This is a genomic window from Allobranchiibius sp. GilTou73 (assembly GCF_021391335.1).
Lineage (GTDB): Bacteria > Actinomycetota > Actinomycetes > Actinomycetales > Dermatophilaceae > Allobranchiibius > Allobranchiibius huperziae.
In genome coordinates this window covers 2,266,293-2,292,406 of sequence record NZ_CP090051.1, presented here as the reverse complement: position 1 = coordinate 2,292,406, position 26,114 = coordinate 2,266,293, and the positions used below count along the sequence as shown (strand labels likewise).

Annotated in this window: 25 protein-coding genes, 1 tRNA gene and 1 riboswitch; of the genes, 8 read left to right on the top strand and 18 right to left on the bottom strand. The window is 66.3% G+C overall.

The features are described from left to right. The first annotated feature begins 38 nt into the window (after positions 1 to 38). Positions 39 to 1,154, top strand: coding sequence for a TDT family transporter (locus LVQ62_RS11330; protein ID WP_233761666.1), 1,116 nt, complete (start codon positions 39 to 41; stop codon positions 1,152 to 1,154). Positions 1,155 to 1,471: 317 nt separating this feature from the next. Here the strand turns inward: LVQ62_RS11330 and LVQ62_RS11325 are convergent, their stop codons facing one another. From LVQ62_RS11325 to LVQ62_RS11280, 9 genes are all read right to left on the bottom strand, one after another. Then, positions 1,472 to 2,842: a chloride channel protein gene (locus LVQ62_RS11325; RefSeq protein WP_233761664.1), complete on the bottom strand. Its 1,371-nt coding sequence runs from the start codon at positions 2,840 to 2,842 to the stop codon at positions 1,472 to 1,474. Between the two features lie 29 nt (positions 2,843 to 2,871). Beyond that, positions 2,872 to 3,987 (bottom strand): Mrp/NBP35 family ATP-binding protein, encoded by a 1,116-nt coding sequence (locus LVQ62_RS11320; protein WP_233761662.1) that lies wholly within the window; start codon positions 3,985 to 3,987, stop codon positions 2,872 to 2,874. Next, positions 3,984 to 4,841, bottom strand: coding sequence for a molecular chaperone TorD family protein (locus LVQ62_RS11315; protein WP_233761660.1), 858 nt, complete (start codon positions 4,839 to 4,841; stop codon positions 3,984 to 3,986). Before LVQ62_RS11315 ends, LVQ62_RS11320 begins: the two co-directional genes overlap by 4 nt. Further along, the gene (locus tag LVQ62_RS11310) at positions 4,838 to 7,072 is read right to left on the bottom strand and encodes a molybdopterin dinucleotide binding domain-containing protein (protein WP_233761658.1); all 2,235 of its coding nucleotides are present in this window, start codon (positions 7,070 to 7,072) and stop codon (positions 4,838 to 4,840) included. Before LVQ62_RS11310 ends, LVQ62_RS11315 begins: the two co-directional genes overlap by 4 nt. 5 nt (positions 7,073 to 7,077) lie before the next feature. Further along, on the bottom strand, positions 7,078 to 7,761 hold the full coding sequence (locus LVQ62_RS17635) for a molybdopterin-dependent oxidoreductase (RefSeq protein ID WP_304504465.1): 684 nt from the start codon (positions 7,759 to 7,761) through the stop codon (positions 7,078 to 7,080). Positions 7,762 to 7,779: 18 nt separating this feature from the next. Beyond that, positions 7,780 to 9,312, bottom strand: a complete 1,533-nt coding sequence (locus tag LVQ62_RS11295; RefSeq protein WP_233761656.1) for a 4Fe-4S dicluster domain-containing protein — start codon at positions 9,310 to 9,312, stop codon at positions 7,780 to 7,782. A 122-nt stretch (positions 9,313 to 9,434) separates the two neighbouring features. Then, the gene (locus LVQ62_RS11290; RefSeq protein ID WP_255696390.1) at positions 9,435 to 9,980 is read right to left on the bottom strand and encodes a uracil-DNA glycosylase; all 546 of its coding nucleotides are present in this window, start codon (positions 9,978 to 9,980) and stop codon (positions 9,435 to 9,437) included. A 57-nt stretch (positions 9,981 to 10,037) separates the two neighbouring features. Next, positions 10,038 to 10,406 (bottom strand): fluoride efflux transporter CrcB, encoded by a 369-nt coding sequence (gene crcB / locus LVQ62_RS11285; protein ID WP_233767772.1) that lies wholly within the window; start codon positions 10,404 to 10,406, stop codon positions 10,038 to 10,040. Continuing rightward, complete coding sequence (locus LVQ62_RS11280; RefSeq protein ID WP_208052152.1) at positions 10,403 to 10,894, bottom strand: CrcB family protein; 492 nt, start codon at positions 10,892 to 10,894, stop codon at positions 10,403 to 10,405. Before LVQ62_RS11280 ends, crcB begins: the two co-directional genes overlap by 4 nt. 208 nt (positions 10,895 to 11,102) lie before the next feature. Beyond that, positions 11,103 to 11,175, top strand: a riboswitch (Fluoride riboswitch). Between the two features lie 410 nt (positions 11,176 to 11,585). Here LVQ62_RS11280 and LVQ62_RS11275 point away from each other — a divergent pair. The 4 genes from LVQ62_RS11275 (at position 11,586) to LVQ62_RS11260 (ending at position 15,836) form a co-directional block, all read left to right on the top strand. Further along, positions 11,586 to 12,074, top strand: a complete 489-nt coding sequence (locus LVQ62_RS11275) for a universal stress protein (RefSeq protein WP_208052153.1) — start codon at positions 11,586 to 11,588, stop codon at positions 12,072 to 12,074. Further along, complete coding sequence (locus tag LVQ62_RS11270) at positions 12,071 to 12,724, top strand: histidine phosphatase family protein (RefSeq protein WP_233761653.1); 654 nt, start codon at positions 12,071 to 12,073, stop codon at positions 12,722 to 12,724. Before LVQ62_RS11275 ends, LVQ62_RS11270 begins: the two co-directional genes overlap by 4 nt. Before the next feature lie 107 nt (positions 12,725 to 12,831). Next, positions 12,832 to 14,313 (top strand): hypothetical protein, encoded by a 1,482-nt coding sequence (locus LVQ62_RS11265; protein WP_233761651.1) that lies wholly within the window; start codon positions 12,832 to 12,834, stop codon positions 14,311 to 14,313. Between the two features lie 146 nt (positions 14,314 to 14,459). Continuing rightward, entirely contained in the window at positions 14,460 to 15,836 is a 1,377-nt protein-coding gene (locus LVQ62_RS11260; protein WP_233761649.1) for a hypothetical protein, read from the top strand. A gap of 77 nt (positions 15,837 to 15,913) precedes the next feature. On the opposite strand, the gene LVQ62_RS11255 is transcribed toward LVQ62_RS11260, so the two are convergent. The 6 genes from LVQ62_RS11255 to LVQ62_RS11230 all read right to left on the bottom strand — a co-directional run bounded on the left by LVQ62_RS11255 (position 15,914) and on the right by LVQ62_RS11230 (position 20,016). After that, entirely contained in the window at positions 15,914 to 16,909 is a 996-nt protein-coding gene (locus tag LVQ62_RS11255; RefSeq protein WP_233761647.1) for an MFS transporter, read from the bottom strand. Next, positions 16,888 to 17,244 (bottom strand): hypothetical protein, encoded by a 357-nt coding sequence (locus tag LVQ62_RS11250; RefSeq protein WP_233761645.1) that lies wholly within the window; start codon positions 17,242 to 17,244, stop codon positions 16,888 to 16,890. The genes LVQ62_RS11255 and LVQ62_RS11250 overlap by 22 nt, the downstream gene beginning before the upstream one ends. A 241-nt stretch (positions 17,245 to 17,485) precedes the next feature. After that, positions 17,486 to 17,559 (bottom strand) — tRNA-Val (locus LVQ62_RS11245). A 96-nt stretch (positions 17,560 to 17,655) separates the two neighbouring features. Next, positions 17,656 to 18,102 carry a TIGR02611 family protein gene (locus LVQ62_RS11240; RefSeq protein ID WP_208052158.1) on the bottom strand — a complete coding sequence of 149 codons (447 nt, stop codon included), beginning with the start codon at positions 18,100 to 18,102 and terminating at the stop codon, positions 17,656 to 17,658. A 31-nt stretch (positions 18,103 to 18,133) separates the two neighbouring features. Then, on the bottom strand, positions 18,134 to 18,970 hold the full coding sequence (locus LVQ62_RS11235; RefSeq protein WP_233761643.1) for an aminotransferase class IV: 837 nt from the start codon (positions 18,968 to 18,970) through the stop codon (positions 18,134 to 18,136). Beyond that, a complete protein-coding gene (locus tag LVQ62_RS11230; protein ID WP_233761641.1) occupies positions 18,967 to 20,016 on the bottom strand; it encodes a chorismate-binding protein in 1,050 nt (349 codons plus the stop codon). Before LVQ62_RS11230 ends, LVQ62_RS11235 begins: the two co-directional genes overlap by 4 nt. A 320-nt stretch (positions 20,017 to 20,336) precedes the next feature. Between LVQ62_RS11230 and LVQ62_RS11225 the strand changes: the two genes are divergently transcribed. Continuing rightward, positions 20,337 to 21,200 (top strand): aldo/keto reductase, encoded by an 864-nt coding sequence (locus LVQ62_RS11225; RefSeq protein ID WP_233761639.1) that lies wholly within the window; start codon positions 20,337 to 20,339, stop codon positions 21,198 to 21,200. A 73-nt stretch (positions 21,201 to 21,273) separates the two neighbouring features. Here the strand turns inward: LVQ62_RS11225 and LVQ62_RS11220 are convergent, their stop codons facing one another. Further along, positions 21,274 to 21,831 carry a hypothetical protein gene (locus LVQ62_RS11220; RefSeq protein WP_233761637.1) on the bottom strand — a complete coding sequence of 186 codons (558 nt, stop codon included), beginning with the start codon at positions 21,829 to 21,831 and terminating at the stop codon, positions 21,274 to 21,276. 206 nt (positions 21,832 to 22,037) lie between these two features. Here LVQ62_RS11220 and LVQ62_RS17865 point away from each other — a divergent pair, with 206 nt between their 5' ends. Both LVQ62_RS17865 and LVQ62_RS17860 read left to right on the top strand, forming a co-directional pair. Next, a complete protein-coding gene (locus LVQ62_RS17865) occupies positions 22,038 to 23,222 on the top strand; it encodes a hypothetical protein (RefSeq protein WP_370639611.1) in 1,185 nt (394 codons plus the stop codon). After that, positions 23,204 to 24,079: a hypothetical protein gene (locus LVQ62_RS17860; RefSeq protein WP_370639610.1), complete on the top strand. Its 876-nt coding sequence runs from the start codon at positions 23,204 to 23,206 to the stop codon at positions 24,077 to 24,079. Before LVQ62_RS17865 ends, LVQ62_RS17860 begins: the two co-directional genes overlap by 19 nt. A gap of 67 nt (positions 24,080 to 24,146) precedes the next feature. Here the strand turns inward: LVQ62_RS17860 and LVQ62_RS11210 are convergent, their stop codons facing one another. Beyond that, positions 24,147 to 24,563 carry a hypothetical protein gene (locus LVQ62_RS11210; RefSeq protein WP_233761635.1) on the bottom strand — a complete coding sequence of 139 codons (417 nt, stop codon included), beginning with the start codon at positions 24,561 to 24,563 and terminating at the stop codon, positions 24,147 to 24,149. Between the two features lie 31 nt (positions 24,564 to 24,594). Next, positions 24,595 to 26,064, bottom strand: coding sequence for a DUF4331 domain-containing protein (locus tag LVQ62_RS11205; RefSeq protein WP_233761633.1), 1,470 nt, complete (start codon positions 26,062 to 26,064; stop codon positions 24,595 to 24,597). Positions 26,065 to 26,114: the final 50 nt, after the last annotated feature.

Genomic DNA, 26,114 nt, shown 5'->3' with positions numbered 1-26,114 from the left:
CGATAGGTGGGCGGACAACGTCCGGCCCGCGGACCGGGTTGCTGCGCGATCTGCAGCACCCCTCGGAGATGTTCAGCAACATCACGCCGAACTGGTACGCGTCCATCATGGGCACCGGCATCGTGGCGGTGGCAGCCGCGTCTCTGCCGGTCCAGTTCCCGGGCCTGCGTGTCTTCGGTGTCGTGGTCTGGGCAGCCGCCGCGATCCTGCTGGTGCTGCTGACGGGCGCTACCGCGATGCACTGGGCCAGATATCGCTCAACTGCCCGCGGCCATCACCTCGATCCCGTGATGGCGCACTTCTACGGCGCACCTCCTATGGCGATGCTGACCGTGGGCGCAGGCACGCTGCTACTGGGTAAGGATGTCCTTGGCGCGGGACCCGCCGTCGCCGTCGACTGGGTCCTATGGGTGGTGGGCACCCTCACCGGTCTGGCGGCAGCCGGCGTTGTGCCCTATCTGCAGTTCACTCGGCACGAGGGCGTCAACGAGAAGAGTGCGTTCGGCGGCTGGTTGATGCCTGTCGTGCCTCCCATGGTCTCTGCCTCGACGGGCGCGCTGCTCGTGCCTCACACGCCCGCGGGGCAGGCTCGTCTCACACTGCTGTTGGCGTGTTACGCGATGTTCGGTTTGGCTCTCGTTGCCTCACTCATAGTGATCACACTCATCTGGTATCGGCTCGCGACGCAGAAGGTCGGTGAGGCGCGGATGGTCCCGACCTTGTGGATCGTCCTCGGCCCCTTGGGTCAGTCGATCACTGCCGCTAACCTACTCGGTGGTGTCGCGAACAAGGCACTCCCCGCTCCGTACTCGACTGCATTCAAGGCGTTCGCTGTGGTGTACGGAGTGCCGGTGTGGGGCTTCGCGCTGCTGTGGGCCTGTCTGGCGGCCGCTATGACAGCGCGCACCGCCAGACAGGGGTTGCCGTTCTCTTTGACCTGGTGGTCGTTCACCTTCCCCGTGGGCACCTGCGTCACAGGGACGAGTGGTCTCGCTCTGCACACCGGGTCCACCGTCTTGCATTGGGCGGCTGCCCTGTTCTACGTCGGTTTGTTGATCGCGTGGGCAACGGTGGCCGTGCGGACAGCGCACGGTTCGGTGCGCGGGACGTTGTTCCGCCCTGCCCCGCTACCCACCGCGGGGCCGCTTCCGTGATGTCTTCCCGAAACACCTTCACCGCGCGCGATTCCGGTGTCGTCATTGACGGCCGAAGTGCTGCATTGTTGCTCGCCGAGGGCGCGATCTGCTTCGACACCGACACAGGCAGTGTTACGTGCGAGGGCCGGCAGGTAGTCCTCCCATCTGGCCCACACACCATGACGCGACCCATACTGGTGTGTGGTCGCGCCCCATCCTCCAGGACCGTGGTCGCGGACCATCTGGAAGCACTGGGTCTACCGGCGTGGCAAGTGATCGAACCCGGCGAAGACAGCTCCGACACCTGATCGTGCTCTCCCTATCGGCCCCGTCCATCAACCGCTCAGTGGTTCGGGCGCGAGTCGCGCAGTGTAAATGGAGTAGCCATCGATCCACCGGGTCACGGCGGTCGCGAGGGCGGTCGCGATCAGGATCGGCACCATCAGTGCAAATCCACTATGGGTGAGTTCCAGGATCAGTGTCACCGCAGCCAAGGGAGCCTGCATGGACGCCCCGATCATCGCGGCGGCGCCGATGATCGCGTAGGCGCCCACCGGGCTGCCCGGCCACAGGTGGTTCCACGCTAATCCCAGGAAGCCGCCGGCCACGGCTCCGGTGCTCATCACCGGAGTGAAGAGTCCGCCGGAGGCACCGCTGCCGAGACACAGCAGTGTGACGGCGGGCTTGAGTACAGCCAAAGCCAGGAGAAGGGTCAGCGTCCCTGATCCAAGGAAAGCGTCGTGCGCCATTCCCTTGCCGTTGCCGTACAACTGCGGGTAGGCCAACGCCAAGAGACCGAGAATTGCGAAGGCGATAAGCGGCGCGATGAGCGCACGTCGTCCGGTGGCCTGAAGATGCGAGACGTGTCCGATGAGCCGAACATAGCCGGCTGATGCCAACCCGATGACGACGCCCGCTACCAGGGCCCAGACCAGGAGACGTAGCGCGAAGGCGTACTGCGGGATGTCGACGTATGTCGGATGCTGCGGAAGGAAGATCCACGCGGTGCTCGTCGCCACTGCTGAACAGACCACTGCCGGGAGCATGGTGGGCAGGTTGATGGCGCCGACGAGGATCTCGGCGGTGAACAGTGCCCCGCCGAGCGGGACGTTGTACACCGCGGCGAGGCCGGCCCCACCCCCACACGCCACAAGAAGTCGTCGCTGCGCGGGCGTGAGGCGCGCCCACTCGGCGAGAACGTTGCCCGATACCGCGCCCATGAGTTTCGGTGCCGCTTCACGACCTAGGGACGCACCGAGCCCGATGACCACCTCGGAGATTACCGACGTTCCAAGGCTTCGGCGGAAGGACAGTCGACCGACCCCGGTCCACAGCACGTCGTCGACCTCGGACTTGGCCCCAGGCGTGAATTTACGCAGCAGGAACCATGCGGGGCCCGCAACGACTCCACCGATCAGAACTGGGAGCAGCCGGTGCCATCCCGACGCCGCCTCGACACTGCTCAGCGTGCCCTCGCCACTCAATGGCGTACCGAAGGCAAGATGCTGAACGCTGAACAGGATCAGCATCATCAAGACGCCGAACAGCCCGGTGGCGACGCCGGTCAGGACGACCAGGACCCAGAACTTCCCCGTCAGACGGGCATCGCCGTCCCCGGTGACGTTCGGTTGAGTCGTCGCACCCCGTCCGGACGGCAGACGCCGCCGCATCAGTGGCGGGGGCACCCGCAGACGTTCGATCGGCATGGGCTGTCGGTGCCGTCGGCGGGGTCGGCTCATCGTGGTGCTTGGGAAACGGGGGTCAACCCCAGTTGACGACCGACGAGTGACCGTCGGACGGGACGCAGACGCCCAGCAATATCGCTCAGCATCCGCGCCGAGTCGCTTCGGGGTGCTGACAGCACGACGGGGACACCCGCGTCGCCGGCCTCACGCAGCTGCACGTCGAGCGGAATGCGGCCCAGTAGGGGTGTTCCCAGTTCGCGTGCAAGTTCTTCGCCTCCGCCCGAGCCGAACAGAGGCGTCTGCGAACCGCAGTGGGCGCAGATCAGCTCGGCCATGTTCTCAACGACCCCGGCGATCGGCATGTGCACCTCGCGGGCCATGGCGCCGACCCGTGAGGCGACCGTGCGCGCCGCGGTCTGCGGAGTCGTCACCGCCACGAGCGCCGCGTCGGGCAACAGTTCCAGCACCGACAGGGTGACATCACCGGTGCCGGGCGGCAGATCGAGCACCAGTACGTCCAGGTCGCCCCAGTGTGTTTCGGTCACGAATTGACTCAACGCCTTGTGCAGCATGGGCCCCCGCCACACGATCGGCTCGTTCTCTTTCACGAAGAACCCGAGCGACATCAGGCTGACGCCGTGCGCGCGAACCGGCAGCATCCTCCCGTTGAGCACTACAGGCGAGTGACGCACCCCGAACAGTTGAGGTACCGAGTACCCCCACACGTCGGCGTCCAACAGCCCGACACGTTTGCCGTGGGTGGCCAGAGCGACAGCGAGGTTGGCGGCCACCGTGGACTTGCCGACGCCTCCTTTTCCGCTGGCAATCGCATAGACGGCGGGCGCGGGAGCGGCTCCCAGACCACGCACTGGCACCGCCACGTCGGCAGCCGCCTGCCGCTCCTCCTCGCTCATCACATCGAAGGAGACGTCGACTCGATCGATCCCGGTCCCCCGCACCGCCTGCACCACGGCCTCGCGGATGTTCTCGGTCATGGGACAACCGCGCGTGGTTAGCGCGATGCGCACTGACGCTCGCCCGCGGCGGTCGATCCGCACTTCGCGCACCATCTGCAGTGCCGCAAACGTGTGATGCAGCTCGGGGTCGAGCAAGTCGCCGACGACACGCCTCACCTGGCTCTCGGACGCGGTGCTCGCGCTCTTCACGACGCTCCCTGCAGGACGAGGCCCAGCGCGTCGCTGGTGGCTCGTGCTCGCTCGGACCACCACCGGCCGGTCACAGATTCGCCATCCCACGTCTCGTGGAGATCCGCCCACCCGGCACTGTGAGCCGCAAGCCACCGCAGCGTCGCGTGGGAATCCTGGTCCAGCATCGCCTTGAGTGCGAAGCGTCGCTCGCCGCGCCGGTATCCCAACCCGACCTGCGCTGCGCCGGCCGCCACGTCGCGCTGGGTCAACACGAAACCACATCGGATAGGTGCGACCATCGCGTCCAGCAGATCCTCACGGTCGATGGTTCCGGTCAAGTCCGCAGGTGCGTCGCGCAGGGCTGCCGGCAGTAGTTGCGGCATCGGGGCTTGTTGCAGCCCAGCGTGCAGGACCTGCAGGGTGAGCTCGCTCCACGCGGTGACCGACGGGATACCGAGCCGACCGACTGCGCCGAGATATCCCGGCGCCCACGGCCAGATGTGTTCGTGCAGAAGCGTGTAGGCCACTCGACGCGCCGCGGGGTCGGTGTCTTCGAGCAGCTGCGCCCAGCTCATCAGCAACACTCCGAGGTGGTCGGCGTCTACCGGTGGAGTGACACCGAGCGCCCGCCACAGGCCCTCGACGCGATCCAACGCATCGCCGCCTAACTTGCCTTCGGCGCCCAGGTGGATGGCAGCGTGGGGCGGCGCCATCAACACGAACGCCTCGGTGTAGTCGCTGCTGGTGAACTCCTCCAATTGCAGAGCGGCGCTGATGGCTGAGGAGCCCGGCGGTGGAGTCAGCAATACCGCGCCGGCTGCCCGAGCGACCTCCCCCAGGGCGGCCAAGGCCGTCATCTCCGAAGCGATCATGAGTGAGGTATCAAAAAGGCGTCACCCTGCGGTTTGAGCGGTCGCTGCAGCCACCGTGGCCGACGTGTCCCGTCGGGTGAGACCCGGTGCGCCTCGCGGGTCTTGGTCAACCACTCCAGGTAGACCTCACGAGCCTTCGCGGTGTCGACACTGATGTCCCCCGCTTTGTCGTTCGGACCGGCAGCTGAAATGCGGACCGCCTGATGCCAGCAGTGCATTCCCGAAATCGGGTCCGGGTGCACCGGGAACGTGAGGTTCTGGTGGACGCCGGTGTCGCTCCACCAGATGCGTTGGGTGTCCGGATCGCTGGACTCGTGCGGATGGACATCGCGCAGCCGGTGCATCGACCAGGTCGACCCGTCGTTCGCGAGGTCCACCGTTGCCATCATCCCGCTAACGCCCCCCTCCTGCTGTTGTGGGCGCCATCTGCCCATGTGGTGACTGCACGCCACGACGCCTGGGCGGATGCCCTCGGTGATCCAGGCCCTGGCAACGAAGAAGCCGATCGCGGTCTCGACACGGACCAGGTCGCCTGTCTTCTCGACTCCGAGCCGAAAGGCGTCCTGTGGATGTATCCACACCGGATTCGTGTGGGCCAGCTCGTCCAACCATTTGGCGTTTGCCGAGCGGGTGTGGATCTGGGTCGGCAGTCGGAACGTCGACAGCAGCACCATCTCGTCCTCGGCCAGGTTGTCCGGGTGCACGTGGCTCTTGATGTATCCCGGGATGGCTTGCTCGGGCCAACCCCAATCGGCCAACGTCGAGGAGTAGAACTCCAGACGGCCGGACGGAGTGGGGAAACCGCGCCGGACGACACCGTCGACCTCGACACCGACCGCACGTCTGCCCTGATCGTCGGGGTCCGGCGCGGCGACGGGTGCCAGGTTCGGGCTGTCCGGCTTGGGGGTGGCGGTGTAGACGCGGCCGAGCGGCGTGATCGAGGTGTTGACCAGCTCTTCCGACGGAACCTCTTGCTCATGGACGGCACCCGTGCCCTTGGCTATCTCGAACGCCCCATAGGTCCGCATGTACTCCAGCGGCGTCTTGCCCTGCTGGGCCGCCGCCTCAGGCAGGCCGGGAACCGAATTCTCGAACATCCAGCCGTAGTACTCATCGACAGTGAGCTTGGTCCCGGGTTCCTTCCGCGATTCGTGGTACTGCCGGATGCCGAGGCTGCCGTCCGGGTCGATCCTCCAAGACAGCTCGATCCACCATTCGTTCTCCTCCCAGACCTCCCCGGGGTTGACCTGCCGGGTATCGGTGATGACCTCACCCATCCGCTCCCGCATGGCACGCAGCACCGGTTGCCGGAATCCGATCCACTGCCCGTCGTACTGTTCGTAGGAGTGGGTGTCGTGACGCTCGGACGCGTGACCCATCGGCAGGACCCAGTCGGCGAGATAGGCCGACTCGTTCCACGTCGGAGTGAGCGAGACAAAGCTGCCGACCTGTTCCTCGTCAGTCAGCATCTCCATCCAGGACAAACCGTCGGGGTTGGTCCACACCGGGTTGTAGACCCGTGCGAAATAGGTGTCCAACCGTCCGCGGCCATCTTTGATGAGGTGCGGAAGCAGGAAGGACAGTTCGTTCTGTGCCAGCGGGTACTCCAACGGCCAACTGAGCCCCTGCCACACCTTGGGATGTGGCGGAGTGTGAATCGGTTTGGGCACGAACTTGTTCCACGTGTTCGGGAAGGTGCCTCCTTCGGTGGCGATCGCACCCAACAACGCCGAGATCAGCATGACCGTGCGCGACACCTGCCACCCGCCGAGGTTGGCGGCGGCCGCCGAGCGCCAGGAGTGTGCTGCGAACCTGGTGCCCGCCGTCGCCACCGTCTCGGCGACCTCGCGAAGAGTCCCGGCGTCGATACCCGACTCACCTGCGGCGTACTCGAAGGTGAAGTCGTCATACAGCCGGGCGAGTTCGCCCTCGAACGACTCGAAGGTCGGCGGCAGGTCAGCGGCACACTCCTGCAGGTACTGCGCCCAGTTCCACCAGGTGCGCACGAAGTCGCGATTGAACTGCCGAGTGGTGATCAGGTGCCGACAGATCGCCAGGTTGATGGCGGCCTCGCTGCCCGGCTGAGGCGACAGCCAGTAGTCCGCGTGCGTCGCGGTGTTGGACAGCCGGGTATCGAGGACGATGACCTTCGCGCCATTGGCCCGCGCCTCGGTGATGCGCTGGGCATGCGGGTTGAAATAGTGCCCGGTCTCCAGGTGTGAACTGATCAAGTAGATCACTTTCGCGTGGGCATGATCCGGACTCGGCCGGTCGATGCCCATCCAGAACTGATATCCGGTACGCCCCCGCTGGAACACACGTTGGTGTGCGAGTTGTGACCGTCGACGCCCCAACTGGCCAATACCCTTTCGGTATAACCGTCCTCACCTGGACGACCGAGATGCACCATGATCTCGTTCTGCCGACCCTCGACGATCGCCGCGCGCAGGCGTGCCGCGATGGCGTCGAGTGCCTCGTCCCAACTGACCCGCGCCCACTTGCCGGCCCCCCGCGCTCCCACCCGCTTCAGGGGGTAGAGGATCCTGTCGGGGTCGGTGACCTGATTGATGGTCGCCGGTCCCTTCGCGCAGTTGCGGCCACGAGAACCGGGATGCTCCGGATTTCCCTCGAACTTGCGCACCTGCAGGTTGTCCCGGTCCACGTAGGCGAGGAGGCCGCAGGCGGATTCGCAGTTGAAGCACGTCGTCGGCACCAGGGTGTAGTGATGCTCGACGCGCTTCGGCCATGACCGCGAGTCCAACTCGACCCAGTCGTCCCACCGTTCCTTCGGCGGGAATGCCGACAAGTGGATCGCGCTGGGACCTTGGTAGAAGGTCTCGCCCCGTTCTTCGACCGCTTTTCGAGCGGCAGAGACGCGTTCGCCCCGCTCCACCAGGGACGGGGTGCGTTGTCTTTTCACAGCAGCTCCTAGGGTCGCTCAGGCGAGGGGGACCGATTGGCCGGCCTGTACGAATGCATGCTCGTACGCGGCGAGTCCGACGAGCGCTCCGGCCACGCCGGCGAGACCGATCCAGGGGGCCGCGACCGCGATCGCTACCCCCACGAACCCCACCCAGAACGCCCGCGCGAATCGGCCTTGCGTCATTTCCTTGCTTGCGCGGTGGGCATGCGCGGTCACATGGGGCAGGGTGATCTCGCCGACGACCAGCAGCAGATGAGCAACGGCCGCGACCGCCAGCGTGACCTGGAGGTCCCTGGTGACATGGGAACCTGACCAGAGCATGGCGAACGGCAGCAATCCCGCCGCACCGGCGAGCACTGCTTGTACCGCCAGATGTGGGAGGAGTAGCGGGCTCTGCCAGAGGTCGCGCGCTTTGGCTTGCGCGAAGAGGAACGCGGTGTAGCACGCGGTGGCGACCGCGAGCGGGATCGCGATGACGCCGGTCACCACCTGCGCGGTGTGCAGATCGAAAGCGGCGGCGAGGAAGTACAGACCGACGATCGCGCCGTACCCACCGAGGACGAAGGAACCCCGCACCAGCCAACTACGCCACTGATGCCGAGTGAAGATGAGGTAGAACCGCATCGGGTGCTTGAGGTCTGCGATGAGCAGGACTCCGGTGACCGACAGGAAGAACACCGCACCCAGCGGTGCGACCCATCGAGCAGTGGCGTCCTGCCAACCCAATTTGCCCAGCACCGCGAGGGCAACGGCCACCAGCATCATCCCGGCGCCGAGAGATTTGGTCCACGTGTACGCACTCACCTCCCACCCCCACGGCGCCCGGTGCGGCACGTCATACGACACGAGCGCGGCAGCCGAGGACGTGTTGTGCCCTGCGCTCCCGGCGGGCACGAGCTGCGGGTCGGACATATCGCCCTGAGTGGCCCACGCGTACAGGCCGCCGTCGGGTCGGCGGGCTGCCAGCGGGTCCAAGGTGGCCTGGTGAGCGCCGAGGTAGAAGACGCCGGGACCTGTCTCCTTCTCGGGGCGACGGACCGTCACCGGTTTGCGATTAATCAGGGTGGCGACCTTCGAGGTGGGGTCGTTCAGATCGCCCACCAGGATCGCCTCGGTAGGACACACGCTCACACATGCCGGCTCCAGGCCCACGTCGAGTCGGTGCGCGCACATGTTGCACTTCTCGGCCGAATGGTCTTCGGGATTGATGAAGATCGCGTCATAGGGGCAGGCCGCCATGCAGGCCTTGCAGCCGATGCAGATGCTCTTATCGAAGTCGACGATGCCGTCGTCGCGTTTGTACATGGCGCCCGTCGGGCACGCGGCGACACAAGGAGCATCGGTGCACTGGTTGCATCGCGTGACCTGAAAGGCGCGTCGCACCTGAGGGAAGGCCCCAACATCGACGGACTTCACATAGGTTCGATTGACCCCGAGGGGCACCTCGTTCTCGCTCTTGCACGCCGTGCTACAGGCGTGACAGCCGATGCAGCGAGTCTGATCCAGGACCTTCACCCACCGCGCTGGGACCACGTCGTCCACTGCCATCCGATCACGGTAACCGCCACATCGCGGTTGCCCCTCACGATCAGCTACACGTTCTCTTTGTGGCTCGCAACGGCGGACGACCGGAAGTGAGTTGCAACATCGCTCTGCACATCACGTCTAGCTCACAGCTGCGAGGCACGATGGAGGGCGGTCACGCTTCGACGATGCTTCTCCTCTGCGCGCGTGGCGTTCGCGGGTGAGGGGTGAGGTGCTGCGAGGACCGGAACGACGCGAGCGTCCGGGTCGAGGGTGAAGTACCTCATGATGCCCATCAGCGCAGGTGTCCCGAACGTGACGACGGCGCGAAGGTCTGGCAGAGCTGACATCAGCTGGGCTAACGCCGGGCGGGCGTCCTCGAGGTCTTCGATCCTCGGCGTGTGGTCCAGGGCCCACGGGACTATGTTCCAGCGCAGATAGTCGAATCGGTCCAGACCTGATTCCATGCGCGCACGACGGAAAGCGACTGCGGTGGGACCCGGATTGTCCTCGCTGCTGATCGCCGCGTCACCGCGCGCGATCGTCGAGGGACCCGGGGACTGCATCAGCACCAGCACTCGGGAACGATCGCCTCCAGAATCCGGGTCGAACCCGGGGACGAAACGTCTCGCTCCAGTAGGGGACAAGCGCCACGTCGCGGCAAACGCATCAAGACGGGCCAGGTGGCTCACTCGACGACCGTACCGGCACGCACCCCCTCACCGGGGTGCCGAGGCCTTTGACCGGCATCAGGTGACAGCCAACGCGACTGCAACGCCGAGCATCGCGAAGATGCTCCCGATGACTGTGCTGCCCACAGCATTCGACAACGCCAGGAGTGGTTCCCCACGCCGGGCCAGTTGAGTCGTCTCGACCGAGAAGGTGGAGTAGGTGCTGAACGTGGCACAGAACCCAGTCCCGGCGATCAGTTGCAGTTCGGTCGGCGCACCTCGGGTCACCAATTCGGTGATCAGGCCCAGGAGGAAGCACGCAGTCATGTTGACCGCGAACGTTCCGTAGGGAAAAGCACGGCGGTGCCGGGTCTGGATGGCTCGATCCAGCAGGTAGCGGGCCGGCGCACCGGCTATGGCACCGATCATCACCCAGCAGGTGTTCATCTCCTCCACCCCTTCGCCGTCCGGTGGCTGCGATGAACGAGGTAGTCCCCCGCCATGGTCCCAGCAGCGCACACCGCCAGGGTGGCGGTGGCGTAGCTGAGAGCGGTGATCGTGTGGCCGTCGCGGACCAGCCGTTGGTTGTCGACCGCGAATGTGGAGAAGGTCGTGAACCCACCGATGACACCCGTTCCCAACAATGGTCGCCACCGAGCCCACGCGGTGCGCAACTCGATGCCGCCCAGAAGGGCTCCCAGCAGCGTGCTGCCAATCACGTTGATGAAAAACGTCGTCCACGGGAATCCGACTGCTGAGGTAGGCCACTGCACACCGACCCGATACCGGCCGACGGCTCCGACCACTCCACCGATGCTGATCATCGCGAGGGTCCCGAGCTCTCGACCGGGTGGTGTGGGGGCGAGGTCCTCGCCCTCCACATCGACATCGAGCGGTTCCGTTGTCGCGCGACCGGGCAAATGGCGGTCATCCATGTCACGTCTCCTACCCGCAGGGGTCCGCGAAAGGACCCGGGATTGTGTGGGTAGGGACTGTTGGCCACCCGTGGGTGGCGGTTCGGGTACGGCGAGCCCCACCGCCGCGTCTGGTCAGACTACCGTCGATGGACCTTCCGCTCGAACAACCCGCCACGCCCCGACGAGACCGACGGGCCACCTTGCAATTCTTCAAAGCGAGTGGGATGGTCGAAGCGGTGATGGATCTCGCCGGACCCTCAGGGTCGAACCGCCTTCAGGCTGATAGTTCCTACTTCGTCGAATCATGCGAGGTAGGCAATGTCCCCATCACACTCCCCACGTCACGCGTCGGTCGTCCCGGCGCAGCACGTTTCCTCCCGACAGGCGCCGCTTAGCACAGCCCCAGTTGCAGAGCGCCACACCGGGTACGCGCCGACCGATCACGGAGAGTCTGCCGCCCACGAGTCGGGCACCGAGCGGCACAGCGGCTACTGCCCCACCGATTTCGAGGGCGTACAGGCTTCCCGTTCGCACACCGGTGGCCCGGGCGGCATGGCCGCGACCGGGTCACACAGTCAAGGCGGCGGCCACGTGGGCGACGGCCTTCGGCACAGCGGATGGGGTCCCACCGACGGTGCGGTCAACTCTCGGAGCACCGCGGCAGCCGGGGACAGCAACGACGTGGTGCACGATGTGTGACCGATCCGTCGTGGTAGGCACGGACGCCACCGCGCGCTGTGATGCCGCATTGGTGTTTGCGGCCGATGAAAGTCGGTTGCGGCGGGCGCGGCTCGTCATCGTGATGTCGTTCACCGGACCCGTCGACCCTGACATCGATGATTTCGAGACTTCCCGAGACGTGCTCGTGCATGAACACAAGCGCCGCGTCATCGCAGCACTTGGCAGGGCACTGGCACTTTCGACCGCGGATCTGCCGGACCACGAGATCGTGTGCGACGACAGGGGTGTCGCCGACTTGTTGCGGGACACCAGTGTCGGCGCTGAGATGTTGGTGCTGGGTCGCCATCAGGGCCATCTTCTGGACACCCTGTTGCACGGCCCCTCCGCGACAGGGGACCTGGTGCGACACAGCCGAGTCCCTGTCGTCGTGGTCCCGCACCACGACCGTGAGCATTCCTCGGAGCAGGATGCGCATGACTTCGCTGCGCAGACCGGCTCGTCAGCGACCGGGTCATGACCGACCTCTCAGCTGCGTCGCTGCACGCCTCCAACCAGTTGCTTGTTGTGCTGGCACGAAGCGCGCGAACGGACTTCGACGACGCCGGGATGGTGTCAGGTCATCTAGATCCCCCGCTGCATCACGCCGGCGTCATGCAGGCGCGCCTGCTGGGGACGGCGGTGCGGGCGGTGTTGTCTCCGATTCGACCTTTGCGGGTTGTGCACAGCCCTCTCCTGAGGGCCGCCCAGACGGCTCAGGCGATCGTTAACGCAATGCCGCTACCACCTCAGGTGACGTGTCATCAGGGCCTGATCGACCGCTACTACGGCCCGTGGGAGGGGCACGCGGTGCCGGACAACACCACGCTCAACGGTGCCTTGGATGGCGGCGCGGGTTTGGAGACTCAGGATCACGTTCTTCGACGCACATATGAGGTGCTGGACACTCTGTCAACAGGCCCTGTCGTCGTCGTCACTCACGATGCCAACATTGATGTCCTGCTCGCTGCACTCGGCTGCCTCCCCCATGCCGTGGAGCACACCCCGCCGGCGACGGCCGGGTGTCACCTCCTGGTGCGTGGCAGCACCGGGTGGGAATTGCACGGCTCGGCACGACGCCAGCGCGACCTGCCACCGGCGCTCAGCTCGACGTTGTTCAGTCCACGATGAGCACGCCTTCAGCTCCTCATGAGGATCCGACCGCGCGGCATGCTCACCCACCGTCCCGGTGGAGTGTCTTGTTCGGATACCGACCGCAGCCGCCAGAGCTGTCCCAGGTGGAAGAACCTGCATACTTCCGGGATCTCAATCTCGACCGTGTCGAGACCGACGTGTTCGGAGCCGGGGACGAGTACGACGTGGTTCCCCACTTCCGTTGTCCCCTGGATGACCAGGCGCTCATTCAGCTGCGCCAAGCCGTGTTCGCCGATCTTGACCGCGCCGACGTTCGGGCGGCGGTGGATGATTTCGTTCGGCGCATGCGCGTCGTGCGGGAGCGGTTGCACACCGCACGTAGGGCGAGCGAACCGTATGAGGGGCAGCGGTGGCACCTCGAAGCGGCGGTGCAGTACTGCGATGCGGTCTTGACACTGCGAACGGAACTGTCAGACGCTGAGCCAGCCTCCTCAGGCCTGCAGGGAATCGTGGCCCACCTCGACGCCTACCACGACTCTGCCGCGTTTCGTACGCTGCGTCATGACCGCAGTGCCGCCGTGGGGGCACTGTCAAGCGTGCACTATGGAATTTGGATCGACGGTGCGCGGGTGACCGTCGGTTCCTATGACGACGAACCCGACTACACAGAAGAACTGGAACAGACATTCGCCCGCTTTCGGGCCGTCGATGTCGATTCCACCCAGTTGTCGGTACCCCGAGGCTCCGGCCCGCTGGATCACGTGGAAGCCAGCGTGCTCGCCTGCACCGCCAAGATCTTTCCCGCCCACTTCGAGGTGCTTGACCGATTCTGTCGTGACCATCACACCTTCTTAGATCCGGTCACGGTGCTCTTCGACCGGGAGATCCACTTCTATTTGTCCTACCTTGATTACCTGGCTCCATTGGAGGAGAACGGGTTGCATGTCACGACGCCCGTCCTGGCTGAAGACGCCGTGTCGGAATCGCTAGTGGACGTCTATGACCTTCCTCTGGCGGTGCAGTGCGTCGCCCAGGATCGGCAGGTGGTCGTGAACACCGTCACCCTCGACGCGCCCGAACGTATTCTCGTCATCTCCGGACCCAACAACGGTGGCAAGACGACCTTGGCCAGGACGATCGGCCAGTTGCACCATCTGGCCCGCATCGGATGCCCTGTCCCAGGACGGGAGGTCCGGATCTTGGCTTGCGATGCTATGTACACCCATTTCGAACGCCAGGAGGATCTGACGACGCTAGCGGGTCGCTTGCAGAGTGAGCTGATTGCGCTGCACGCCACCGTGAGCACGGCCACGTCCCGCAGCCTCATCGTGATGAACGAGATGTTCAGTTCGACAACGGTGACTGATGCCCAATACCTCTCTCAGAAAATCCTCGAACGCATCACCGCCCTGGGGGCGATAGGGGTGTGCGTGACGTTCCTGGACGAACTTGCGACGATGAACCAGGCCACTGTCAGCATGGTCAGCACCGTCGATCCACACGACGCCCGCCGCCGGACCTTCCAGGTTCTGCGCAAGCCGGCCGACGGTCACGCGTACGCGCATGCACTCGCTGAGAAGTACGGCCTGACCCGTGATGAGATTCGCGTGAGGATGCGCGCATGAGGTCTCGCCTGCTTTTCTCCGACCGTGATCTGGTCGTCCCCGCGACTCACCGGTCACGCGTCACCAGAGGCACGACGCATCCGACTCCCAGCGGCCCCAAGAACGCCACCGCCGCCGACCTGGGACTTGGTCTGCTCTGGGACGCGATGGGTGGCGGCGATGAATTCGTGCGGGCGGTGTCGGCCGCCGTGACGAATGAGCCACTCGCCGACCCCGACGCCATCCGTTACCGCCAGGAGGTACTCGAGGACGGCCTGCGAGACCCGGACGCTCTGCGCCGCCTGCACGAGCTCGCGGTGGACGCCATCGAAGCCGAGGCCGGCGTGTACCACAGTGCGTTCCGCGAGACAGGCGAATCCCTATTGCGACGGTCGCTCAAAGTGCTCGCGCTCTTCATGGACGCGCTCCGCGCCCTGCACGCACTCGCCGAGGAGAAGGCCGAGCACGCCACCTCACGCGCTCTGACGCGGTTCTACGAACAGATCCTCGCCGAACTCGATGACGCTTATCTCGCCGAGTTGGAGCAGCACGCCCAGACATTGCGCTTCCCTCGTGGGCTGGTCCTGAGCGCACACCTCGGCGCCGGAAACGCCGGTACCGACTACGTCCTTCGTTCGCCGCTGAACCGCAACCGCGGCAACTGGTGGCGGCGCAGGGCGTTGAAAGCTCCGACGTACGACTTCACCATCGCCGAACGGGATCAGGCGGGTTTCGAGGCGCTGGCCGTGATGCGCGATCGCGGAGTCACGCTGGCCGCCCGGGCTCTGGGCGAGTCGGTTGATCACATCCTTCAGTTTTTCATCGCTCTGCGCACCGATACCGCCTTCTACCTCGGCGCACTCAACCTGCACGCCGGCCTGACCGCGATCGGCCACGAGGTATGCCGTCCCGTCGTGGAAGAGCCGGGCCGTGAGCTTCGCGCCGAGGCGTTGTACGACCCGTGCCTCGCCCTGCGTACCAAGCACCTGGTCGTCGGTAACGACCTTCACGCTACGAACTTGGATCTGGTCGTGGTCACCGGTGCCAACCAGGGCGGCAAATCCACCTTCCTACGCAGCCTGGGAGTCGCGTTCCTGATGGCGCAGAGCGGACTGTTCGTCGCCGCGTCACACTTCTCGACCAGCACGGTCACCGGCCTCTTCACCCACTTCACGCGCGAAGAAGACCCCGGCATGACAGCCGGGAAGTTCGATGAGGAACTGGCCCGGATGAGTCGCATCACCGACCGCCTCCGGCCCGGCGGACTCCTCCTGTGCAACGAGTCCTTCGCCGCCACGAACGAACGCGAAGGCGCCGAGATCGCTGCCGGAATCATCGAGGCTCTGCGCGAGCAGAGCGTCCGGATCGTCTTCGTGACCCACATGTTCGACTTGGCACGCCGGTACACCGGCGACGATCACACATTGTTCCTCAGGGCCGAACGCCGCTCCGACGGCCAGCGCAGCTATCGGTTACGCGTTGCCCCGCCGGAAGCGACGAGCTTCGGCGCTGATCTCTACCAGCAAATCTTCCACACCACGTGAGCCACCAAAGCACCCGGAGCACGCCGCCAGTCCTCGTGAGAGGGCGAAGGGGACCCGCAGTCGGTGAAGCCCCAGGGCTAGCGCAGCAGTCGTCCTGCGCCGAGGAACACGACGAGTGCGCAACTCATCAGCAGCGCCATCACAAGCCAGGCAACCTGGTAGCCGGAGACCAAGAGAAGCAGTCCGAACAGGACGGGACCTGAGGCGTGGCCGGCATCCCACAGGCTGCCGAAGACACCCATCGCAGAGCCGTAGTTGTTGCGGGTGACCAGATCGCCGATCATGGCCATTGTCGAGGGTGTCACCAGGCCGGTGCCCAGACCGAAAAGGCTGCTCAAACCGATGAGGGGCCAGAAACCGACAACGTGGGGAAGCGTCACGACGCAGGCCACGCACACGACAATGCCTGCCACGATGAGCGGTTTCCTCGATCCGAGACGGTCGGAGTATCTCCCCATGAGCGGGCGGGTAAGAACGGATGCAACACCCTGCGCACCGGCGATCAGCCCGATCTGCACAACCGGGATGTGAACGGAGGCCGTGTAGAGCGGCAGGTATGCCTGCACCGATCCGATTCCGAGCCAGAGCACTGCTTCGACCAAGCTCACGAGGCGGATCGAGGGCTCCGAGGCAATCTGCCGAACTCCGACGGCGACCTGCTGGAGCGCAGCCCGCAGTTGTCGGTCTCCGCATCGGCGCTCCGGCGCCCGGGTGAGCGCGTCCGAGGGCACGCGGAACATGATCAGCAACGCAAGGACACCAATGGCGCCGCAGACGAGGAATGCCGCGTTGAAGTCCATCAGCGTCCAGGTCAGCACCGCCCCGCCGAGAACGGGCCCGAGCACGGTCCCGGCGCTCTCGGCGGCGTTGTACACGCCGAGCTTGCGACCACGGGCGTCGGGGTACGCCTTCGCCACCAGGGCCGACGCCGGCGGCGCATAGAGCGCAGTGGCCAGCCCGTGATAGAAGCGGATGAAGAGCAAACCGGGCCACGTGAACGCGAGCAAGTACAGAAGCGGGCCGGTTGCTTTGACGATGGCGCCGGCAAACATCAGTCGGCGGAAGCCGAACACGTCGGAGGAGCCCCTGCGGGGAGCTTCACGACGATGCCGCTGATGGTGACTGCGGCGACGATCAGCCCGATGAGCTGAACAGGCGCGCCGAGATGCCTGGCGAACAGTGGAGTCAACGGGCTGCGGGCCATCTCGTAGCTGAGGCGGCCAAGAAATCCGACACCACACACCGCGGCGAATGGTCCCGTCAGGCGTGTACTGCGCCACACGACCGGGACTTCTCCATCGGCTACCGCATCTGCCTGGGTCACGCTGTGAGCGCGGTGAAACCCGCGACCGCGGTGCTCTGGTCGTCGCGGCGCGCGCTTTCCGAGCCAATGGTGAGTGTCGTTCACGCGGGGTCTCCTACCGTCACGACGTCATGAAGCCTCATGACTGTTCGGGTAGGGACTGTTGGCCACCTGATGGTGACGGTTTGGGAACGGCGAGCCCCACCGCCGGTACTGGCCGATTGTAACGGTGCGGGGCACACGCCCCTTCGCTTGCCCTGTATATCGACGGCCCCGACGAGCCCTTCGGCCTTCGGAACGCACGCTGTCCTGATGGGCAGTTCTTGCTTGCCGCTAAAAACAGTAGTGGACGTGAAGGGACTCGAACCCCTGACCTCTCGCGTGTGAGGCGAGCGCTCTAACCAGCTGAGCTACACGTCCGTAGACGGCGCAGACGAGCAGGTACGTCGTCCGGGCGCGAGGGAGAGGTTAACCCGGCGCCGTCGTCCACCGCCAATCGGCCCCGACCGACGCAGGTCAGAGTCCGGGAAGCCGGCCGAGCGGGGTCTCGACGAAGTCGGGCAGCCATGTCGGCACGCCCTTCCAGAGCAGGTAACCGTAGAGGCACGCCACCACGATGGCGGCCACGCCGAGACCCGCCAAGCCGCGTACAGCGGGGTTCTGCCGCCCCAGCCACGCCGTCCAGGCTTTGACCTGCCTCCTGGTCCAGGCAAGCAGCTTTGCGGCCCAAACGAATTCGGAGGCCCACACGCCGAGGCCGATGAAGATGATCACCCACCCAGGGCCGGGCAGGGGCAGCAGCACGATGCCGAGCGCGATGATCGCGAAGCCCAGGATGCCGACGAAGACGCGGTAGATCAGGTGGGTGGTGGCGTTGGCGCGGATCTTGCGCTGCCACTCCCAGCGCGCGGGTGCGGCCGCGCGCGCCGGGGACTTCTTGTCGTCCTGGGTCGAGGTGCTCATGACACATCCTCGACGGGCTGAACGGCGTACCTCACGGTGCGGGGTCGTTGTCGAGGGCGGCGGCATCGGCGAAGACCTGCGCCGCCCGGGCGGTGACCGGACCGGGTGTGAGCGTTCGCGAGCCCACCGTATGCACGCCCTGCACCTCACGCAGCGAGGAGGTCAGGAAGATCTCCTCGGCCCGGTCCAGCACGTCGAGGGGCAGGGTGGCCTCACGGATGGGCAGTCCGGCCGCCTTGCACCACCGCAGGACGAGCGCCCGTGCGATGCCCGCCAGCGGACCGGCGGACAGCGGTGGGGTGAGGATCTCACCATCGACCACGGCGAAGATGTTGGAGCCGGTGCCCTCGCACAGCTCATCGCGGGTGTTGGCGAAAATCCCCTCGTCCGCCCCGCGTTCCTTGGCGTAGGCGAGCGCGACCACGTTCTCGGCGTACGACGTGGTCTTCAGTCCGGCGAGCGCACCCCGTTCGTTGCGCACCCAGGGCACGACCTCGATCTTGGAGGAGACGGGCGGCGGATCGGCGGGGCCGGCAGTCACGATGTAGGTCAGCGCCGAGTCCAGGCGCCCCGAGCCGAGCGGCCCTGCTCCCCCGGTGACCATGTAGCGCACCCGACCGAGCGGCATCGGCTCGCGCAGCACCGCATCGATGCCCTCGTCGACGCGGTCGCGGTCCGCGCGCGGCAGCCCCAGCCCGGCCAGCGTGCGGTCGAAGCGGGTGTGGTGCATGGTGCGCGCGAACACCTGCCCGTCGATCACCTTGCAGGTCTCGAAGCCGCCGTCGCCGACGGTCACCCCGTGGTCCAACGCGCTCAGGCTGGGCTTGTCGTCGACCCGCTCGCCGTCGACCCACACACGGATGCTCATTCCGACCTCGCGATCACCGATTCCGCGAGCGCCAGTAGGCGCCGCGCCTTGAGAGCAGTTTCCCACCACTCCCCCGCCGGGTCCGATCCCCAGGTGATGCCGGCGCCGGTCCCGTACCGCAGCCAACGAGTGCCGCCGCGGTCGTGTTCCAACCAGAACGTGCGGATCCCGACGGCGAGCGACGCCGTGCCCCGGTCGTTGTCGACGTACCCGATCGCGCCGCAGTACGGGCCCCGCTCCACCGGCTCGAGATCCCGAATGGCGGTCAGGGCGCTGGACTTCGGAGCACCTGAGACCGAGCCGGGCGGGAACGTCGCACCCAGGATGTCGGCCCACTGCGCCCCCTGGTCCAACTGCCCCGACACCGTGGACTCCAGGTGCACGAGCCCGGGGTTGTACTGCGGGGCGAGCAACGCGTCGACCGCGACGGTGCCCGGGCGGCATACGGCGGACAGGTCGTTGCGCACCAGGTCGGTGATCATCACGTTCTCGGTGCGGTCCTTGGGGAGCAGCTCTTCGACCGTCGGTGCGGTGCCTTTGATCGGGGCAGACCGCACCCGGTCCCCGCTACGACGCAGGTAGAGCTCCGGTGAGGCGCAGACGACCTCGAGCCGCGCGTGGGGGATGTCGATGTACCCGTGTCGGGGTGCCGGATTTGCCTGTCGCACCAAGCGATCCAGCTCGGCCATCGAGAAGCCGCCCGGCACCGCGCGACTGAGCACGCGGCAGAGATTTACCTGGTAGACCTCGCCGGCTGCGATGCGGTCGCGGATAGCGCGCACGCCCCGTTCGTACGCCGATCGGTCCAACGAGGCCGACCATGCGGATAGGTCGGGTTCGGCCACCAACGGCTCGACCACGCCGGCGGCGTCGGGGTGCTTCAGATACTCCACCGATCGCATCCGGACCGCTGTCAGCTCGCGCTCGAAGGTATCGACGACCACCCAGAAGCCCGGCTCGTCGAGTGCCACGAGGTCGTGCCGCACCTCCACGACCCCGGTGGCCATCACACCGGCGAACTGCGCCCGCCCCTTTTCGTCATCCATCGCGGCCCAAGTATGCCGACCACGCGACAGTCCCCCGCTCCGCGTGGCCCACCCGTGGCCCGACGCGAGGACCGACCTCGATCGGTACGACACGGTCGGGCGCGGACTGGTCGGCAGTCTCATTCGGTCGTCGGAGGCGTAGCGTGCAGAACGCCCCGCAGGCGGTCACCGACCGCCCGCAACCGCCCCTTTGTCGGTGCGGAACGAAGCCCTCGGCCCTGACGGGTCGGGGGCTTCGCCGCCTGTCACTGCTGCCATCGCGTCGACCTGCACAGCCCTGATCAGGGAATCGACCTCGGCCGACCGTGGTTGCCGATGACATGACTTCTTCGACGAATATCGCTGCGCAGTCCGGGACGTTCTCCATCGGAGGCGACCTTCCCGTCGTTCGCCTGGGTTACGGCACCATGCAATTGACCGGGGACGGGGTCTGGGGCCCTCCGCGGGACCACGACGAGGCGGTCGCCGTCCTGCGTCGCGCGGTCGAACTCGGTATCACCTTCTTCGACACCGCCGACTCCTACGGGCCGGTCGTGGCCGAGGAGCTCCTGGCCGAGGCGCTGCACCCGTACGCCGACGACGTCGTGATCGCGACCAAGGCCGGACTCACCCGACAGGGCCCGGGCATCTGGACTCCGGTCGGTGGGCCTGCCTACCTGCGGCAGCAGGCCGAGCTCAGCCTGCGGCGCCTGAAGGTCGATGCCATCGACCTCTTCCAGTTGCACCGCATCGATCCCGCGGTCCCGCTCGAGGACCAGGTCGGCGAGCTGGCCAAGCTGAGGGACGAGGGCAAGATCAAGCACATCGGACTGTCCGAGGTGACCGTGGACGAACTGCAGGCCGCCGAGAAGATCGCGCCGATCGTCACTGTGCAGAACCGTTTCAGCCTCGGAACCCGTGACGCGGACGCACTTCTCGCGCACAGCGAGGCGAACGGCATCGGTTTCATCCCGTGGCGTCCGGTGGCCGACCACACCGGTGCCGCTGGAGCGCTTGCCGAGATCGCCGACGCCCACGACGCGACGGTCACCCAGATCGCCCTCGCCTGGCTGCTCCAGCTCTCCCCCGTGATGCTTCCCATCCCCGGGACGTCGCAGGTGGCGCACCTGGAGTCCAACACCGCCGCCGCGAGCATCACACTGACCGCCGACGAGGCGGAACGACTCGGCGATCTGACCGACTGACACCCGCACCAATCACGACGAAGCCCCTCCACCCGCGCGGGTCGAGGGGCTTCGTCGTAGTCCCGCGGGTCGGTCAGGTGCAGGTGTTGGCGAAGTTGCTGATGGTGATGTCGTCGCCGGTGGTTCCCGTCGCCGCGACGAAGTCGTATCGCAGCACCACGGGCGAGGTGACCGTCGTCGTGGGCGAGTACGTCACCGTCTTGGTGCCGGACCCGCCGTTCGTCGTGCTCGTGTCGATGGCGCCGGTCGATTGCGCGACGCCGTTGATCTGGAAGCTCATCGTTAACTTCCGCGGGTTCTTCGAGTAGGTCGTGTAATTGAAGGTGAAGGTGTAGGTACGCCCGGCAAGGAAGGTCTGGCTCGGGCTCTGCACCACTTCGGACGCCGCGGCGGTCGACGCAGGATCCTGCACCAGGACGTACCCGTTGTTGGTGAACTGATCGGTCCCGCCGTTGGTGGACATGTTGGTCTTGGTGACAGTCCACCCCGCTGCCGTGCTCGGTGCCGCCACCCCGCCGCAGGCCGATGCTGCAGCGACGGGAACGACTGCACCGACCGCGATCACCGGCACAGACCAGGCTGTCGTGCCCAGCACGGCACGACGTGTCACCCGGCGCGTGTCACCGTCCACGTCCCGCTCCCGCTCCCGCCCCGTTGAATCGCTCCACCGAAGATACCGATCGCATCTCCTGTCTTGGTCAAGAAAGGGTAAGGGTTCGGCCAAGTCGGCGGTGTCGTATCAGTGACACGATGATCGAAGATTTCGCCGTCACCAGGCCGAGCCCAATCGTCTCGACCCCGCACGGTCCAGCAGGGTCGTGGATATCGTGATCGGTCGTGCCTCCGGATACCGAGCTCCTCTTGGAGCAAGCCCACCTGACCTATGCCCGCGAGCAACTCACCCGAATGCGCGAGCGCACTTCGGCACTGGATCCGCTGAAAGCCAGCGACGCCGACTCCTCCGCCCAGCTCCAGCGGACCCTGCGTGACCGGATCGCAGCACTCACGGATGACCCGCGCACCACGCTCTTCTTCGGTCGGTTGGATCTGGACGCCTCGGGCGCTCCGGGGGCGCGCGACCTGCCCCCCACGCTGCACATCGGCCGACGCCACATCAGCGATCTGCACGGCGACCCGGTGGTCATCGACTGGCGTGCGCCGGTCTCCACCGCCTTCTATCGCGCCTCCCCCGCCGAACCGATGGGAGTCCTGCGACGACGTCGTTTCGGGGTCGATCACGGTGCACTCACTGCCATCGAGGACGAGGACCTCGCCACTCCCGGCGTCGACGCCGCCGGCCGAGACAGTCGAATCCTGGCCGAGGAGATCGAGCGGCCGCGGACCGGGCCGATGCGCGACATCGTCGCCACCATCCAGCCCGAGCAGGACGAGATCGTGCGAGCCGAGCTGGGTCGGTCGATCTGCGTGCAAGGAGCACCCGGGACCGGCAAGACAGCGGTCGGGCTGCACCGTGCCGCCTGGCTCCTCTATGCGTTCCGGGATCGTTTGGAACGCAGCGGGGTGCTGGTGATCGGACCGAACGAGGCGTTCCTGGACCACATCGGGGCGGTGCTGCCCGCACTGGGCGAGGTGCGGGTGGTGCACACCAGTCTCGAGGGCCTGGTCGCCTCCTCGCCGGTCCGGGGTGAGGACCTGCCGGAGGCCGCCGCCCTCAAGGGTGACGCCAGGATGGCCGAGGTCCTGCATCGAGCGGTGTGGGCACGGCTGGTCGCGCCGACCGAGGCGCTCGTGGTGCCGCGGGGCGTCCGGCGCTGGCGCGTCCCCGCGTACGAGGTGGCCGAGATCATGGAGCGGCTCCGGGCCCGGGGGTGCGCTACGCCGCCGCCGGCGAGATGCTGCCTCAACGGCTCGCGCATGAGGTGCTGTTGCAGATGGAGCAGGCCGGTGACTCCCCCGACGACCGGGTGCAGGACGCGGTCGCGCGGAGCGCACCGGTCCGTAGCTACACGAAGTCGGTGTGGCCCAAGGTGGATCCGCGTCAGGTGCTGTTCGAGCTCCTGAGCGACCGGGCGCTGCTCGCCGCGGCCGCCGACGGCATCCTGACCGAGCAGGAGCAGACCACCCTGCTCTGGCCGCACCCTCCACGCGCCAAGGGCAGCGCTCGGTGGTCCATCGCGGACCTCTTCATTCTCGACGAGCTGGGTGACGTGCTCGTCCGCACCCCCAGCCTCGGACACGTGATCCTGGATGAGGCTCAAGACCTGTCACCGATGCAGTTGCGCGCGGTCGGCCGCCGATGCGCAACCGGTTCGGTGACCGTGCTCGGCGACCTCGCGCAAGGCACGACGCCGTGGGCGACCACTTCATGGGATGTCGCGATGGCCCACCTCGACAAGCCCGACTTCCATCTGGAGGAGCTGGAGCGCGGGTTCCGGGTGCCGGCCGCGGTGCTCGGTTTCGCCTCCCGGCTACTGCCTCTGATCGCACCGGATCTGCGAGCACCGCAGGCGATCCGTGCCAACCCGGGAAGGCTGTCCATCCTGCCTGTCCCGGAACCGGTCGTCGCCGTCGTCGATCGGGTGCAGGTGGCGTTGCGGTCCGCAGGGACCGTGGGAGTGATCGTCCCGGACGCCGACCTCCCGGAGCACCTGGCCGCCATGAAGGATGCGCGGATCGACTTCTCGGTGCTGGGAGTCCACGACCCCGGTGCGGTGGATCATCGGGTGCAACTGGTCCCCGCCGGTCTTGCCAAGGGTCTGGAGTTCGACCAGGCGGTCGTCGTCGAACCAGCCCGGATCGTCGCCGCAGAGCCGGACCTGCGCACCGGTCTGCGCCGCCTGTACATCGTGCTCACCCGAGCGGTTTCCGGGCTGGACGTGGTGCACGGCATGCCGCTGCCCGGGCCCCTCGTGGACTGAACGAGCGGTGCACCGGCGCATGTACGTCAAGGCTGCCCCGACGCGCCCGATCGACCGACCGTCGAGCTCAGGGCCAGTCGGCAGTGGTGACCTGGGCTCCCACGACCGAGACGGTCAGCACGGTCGGCCCGTCGGGCCGCACCCACAGGTCGTAGGTGCCCTCGACCAGTCCGGGATACACCGCGCAGGGGTGCAGGCCCGTGGGCGAGGGACGCGGGATGACCGCCACGTGCGGCCATGCCGCATGGGCATGGTGATGACCGTGACCGACATGACCCTCGGACGGGTGGTCGTGAGAGCGCCACTCACCGATCCACCAGTCCAGGCCCTCGTCGGGTTCGTGCCCCCGACGCCCACTCGGACAGATCTCGATCTCCACGCCGGCCATGTCGGCCGGCGTGGAGACGACGAGAGCGCCGACATCGCCGCCGATGTCGAGGACCACCATGCCCTGACCGGCATGCGGATTCTCGGCGTCGGTCAACTGACGTGCCCCTTGCCTGCGAACCGGCGGATCAATTGACGGTCTGCCCGCCCGGCTTGCCCGGCTTGGAGGTGAAACCACTGTTCGGGTTCGACAGGTACGGGAACGAACTGAGGTACGCCGCACCGTACGGCGCATTGTCGTTGGCCGTGCCCTCGGTCGAACCGTCGTTCAGCGAGGTTGCCGCTGCGTCCGGCTTGTAGCTCTTGTCGACCAGCGGGATGGTCGCTCCCGCCACCGCACGCAGCTCGATGGCGGTGACGTCGTCGATCGGGCGTCGCCCGTTCGGGAATCCAGCCGCATCTCCGGCGATCAAGCCGATCTTGTTGGCCTTGCTGGGGGCCGTGGGCGGGACTGCCAGATTCAACCGCAGCATGTCGGCCTGGACCGAACCGGTGTAGTTCTGGAAGCCCGGGACAACACCCTTCGGGATGCCCGTCAGCAGGATGGCTGCAAGGTCCGCACGCGGCTTCTTGGACTTGACGTACGCCGCCAGGTTGGGGAACGCCGTCGGGTAGAGGACGTTGGCGATGAGGTTGGCAAGCTCGGGCTGCAGCACGTACTTGGCGAACTGGCTGTCCAACCGGGGCGGGTTGATGTTCCAGAGGTCCTTCTCGCCCATCGGGTTGATGACCTCGTTGACCAGCGGGTTGCCCAGTCGCGAGACCTGCGTCCACGCACCGTAGTTGTCGTACTTGCCGGTCTTCTTGTTGAGGATACGGCTGGTGGAGCGGCTGGCCGTGGCCCACACACCGATCACCGAGTTCGCGGACATCACGTCCGTCGGGGTCTTGCCGTCGACCGTCAGATCGGACAACGGCACCTGGATGGCGATGGTGTGCACGTTCAGGTCCAACAGGCCGTTCACACCGGGCATGTTGGCCAGGACCGGTGGGATGCCCTTGTTGTACGCACCCTGGAAGGGACGCAGGTCGCCCAGGTCGAAGATGCTGCCGAGGTCGACGTGGAACCCATCGGCGCGCTGTCCTGCGAACACCATGCGCCCGCCCGCGAGCTGGTGGTAGCTCTTCGCCGCCAGGGTCGGATAGTTCGGGGTGCTGCGGATACCGACGTTGACCGGCGGGCAGGTCAGATCCTTACCCAGGATCCCGCTGAGGTGTCGCGGGAAGTACTTCGGCGGCGGCGTGAGGTCCACGCGCTCCACGGTGAACGTCTGCGGGCGGTTCCAGTTCGCATCGGTCGGGGAAGAGATGGGCCCCACGTTGTAGAGGAAGGAGTTGGGGTTACGCACCTGCGTCTTGAAGGTGAACTGGTAGGAGATGTCGGCGAGAGCGCGGCCGCTGTTCGACACGTTGATGGTGTAGACCACCGTGTCCGCGAATTCGTTGAAATTCGGTCCGCCGTAAGGCAGTTCGAACGGCATGAAGTTGGCGATCAACGTCACGGTGCCCGGTTTGTCGGGGCTGACGAATGCATAGACATCCGTGTTATCAGCGGAGGGATCCTTGGAGATTTCTGGCGCTTCGCGGTGCGAGGACATGAACGACCTTTCAAACGGGCGGAGGGTGAACGACGAGCTAATTCCCGATG

What these genes read in the sequence shown, in the direction of transcription:
- LVQ62_RS11325 (WP_233761664.1), bottom strand. Translation starts at nt 2,842, where the DNA reads ATGCCGATCGAACGTCTGCGGGTGCCCCCGCCACTGATGCGGCGGCGT.
- LVQ62_RS11315 (WP_233761660.1), bottom strand. Translation starts at nt 4,841, where the DNA reads ATGATCGCTTCGGAGATGACGGCCTTGGCCGCCCTGGGGGAGGTCGCT.
- LVQ62_RS11295 (WP_233761656.1), bottom strand. Translation starts at nt 9,312, where the DNA reads ATGGCAGTGGACGACGTGGTCCCAGCGCGGTGGGTGAAGGTCCTGGAT.
- crcB (WP_233767772.1), bottom strand. Translation starts at nt 10,406, where the DNA reads ATGAACACCTGCTGGGTGATGATCGGTGCCATAGCCGGTGCGCCGGCC.
- LVQ62_RS11280 (WP_208052152.1), bottom strand. Translation starts at nt 10,894, where the DNA reads ATGGATGACCGCCATTTGCCCGGTCGCGCGACAACGGAACCGCTCGAT.
- LVQ62_RS11270 (WP_233761653.1), top strand. Translation starts at nt 12,071, where the DNA reads ATGACCGACCTCTCAGCTGCGTCGCTGCACGCCTCCAACCAGTTGCTT.
- LVQ62_RS11260 (WP_233761649.1), top strand. Translation starts at nt 14,460, where the DNA reads ATGGGTGGCGGCGATGAATTCGTGCGGGCGGTGTCGGCCGCCGTGACG.
- LVQ62_RS11240 (WP_208052158.1), bottom strand. Translation starts at nt 18,102, where the DNA reads ATGAGCACCTCGACCCAGGACGACAAGAAGTCCCCGGCGCGCGCGGCC.
- LVQ62_RS11235 (WP_233761643.1), bottom strand. Translation starts at nt 18,970, where the DNA reads ATGAGCATCCGTGTGTGGGTCGACGGCGAGCGGGTCGACGACAAGCCC.
- LVQ62_RS11230 (WP_233761641.1), bottom strand. Translation starts at nt 20,016, where the DNA reads ATGGATGACGAAAAGGGGCGGGCGCAGTTCGCCGGTGTGATGGCCACC.
- LVQ62_RS11225 (WP_233761639.1), top strand. Translation starts at nt 20,337, where the DNA reads ATGACTTCTTCGACGAATATCGCTGCGCAGTCCGGGACGTTCTCCATC.
- LVQ62_RS11205 (WP_233761633.1), bottom strand. Translation starts at nt 26,064, where the DNA reads ATGTCCTCGCACCGCGAAGCGCCAGAAATCTCCAAGGATCCCTCCGCT.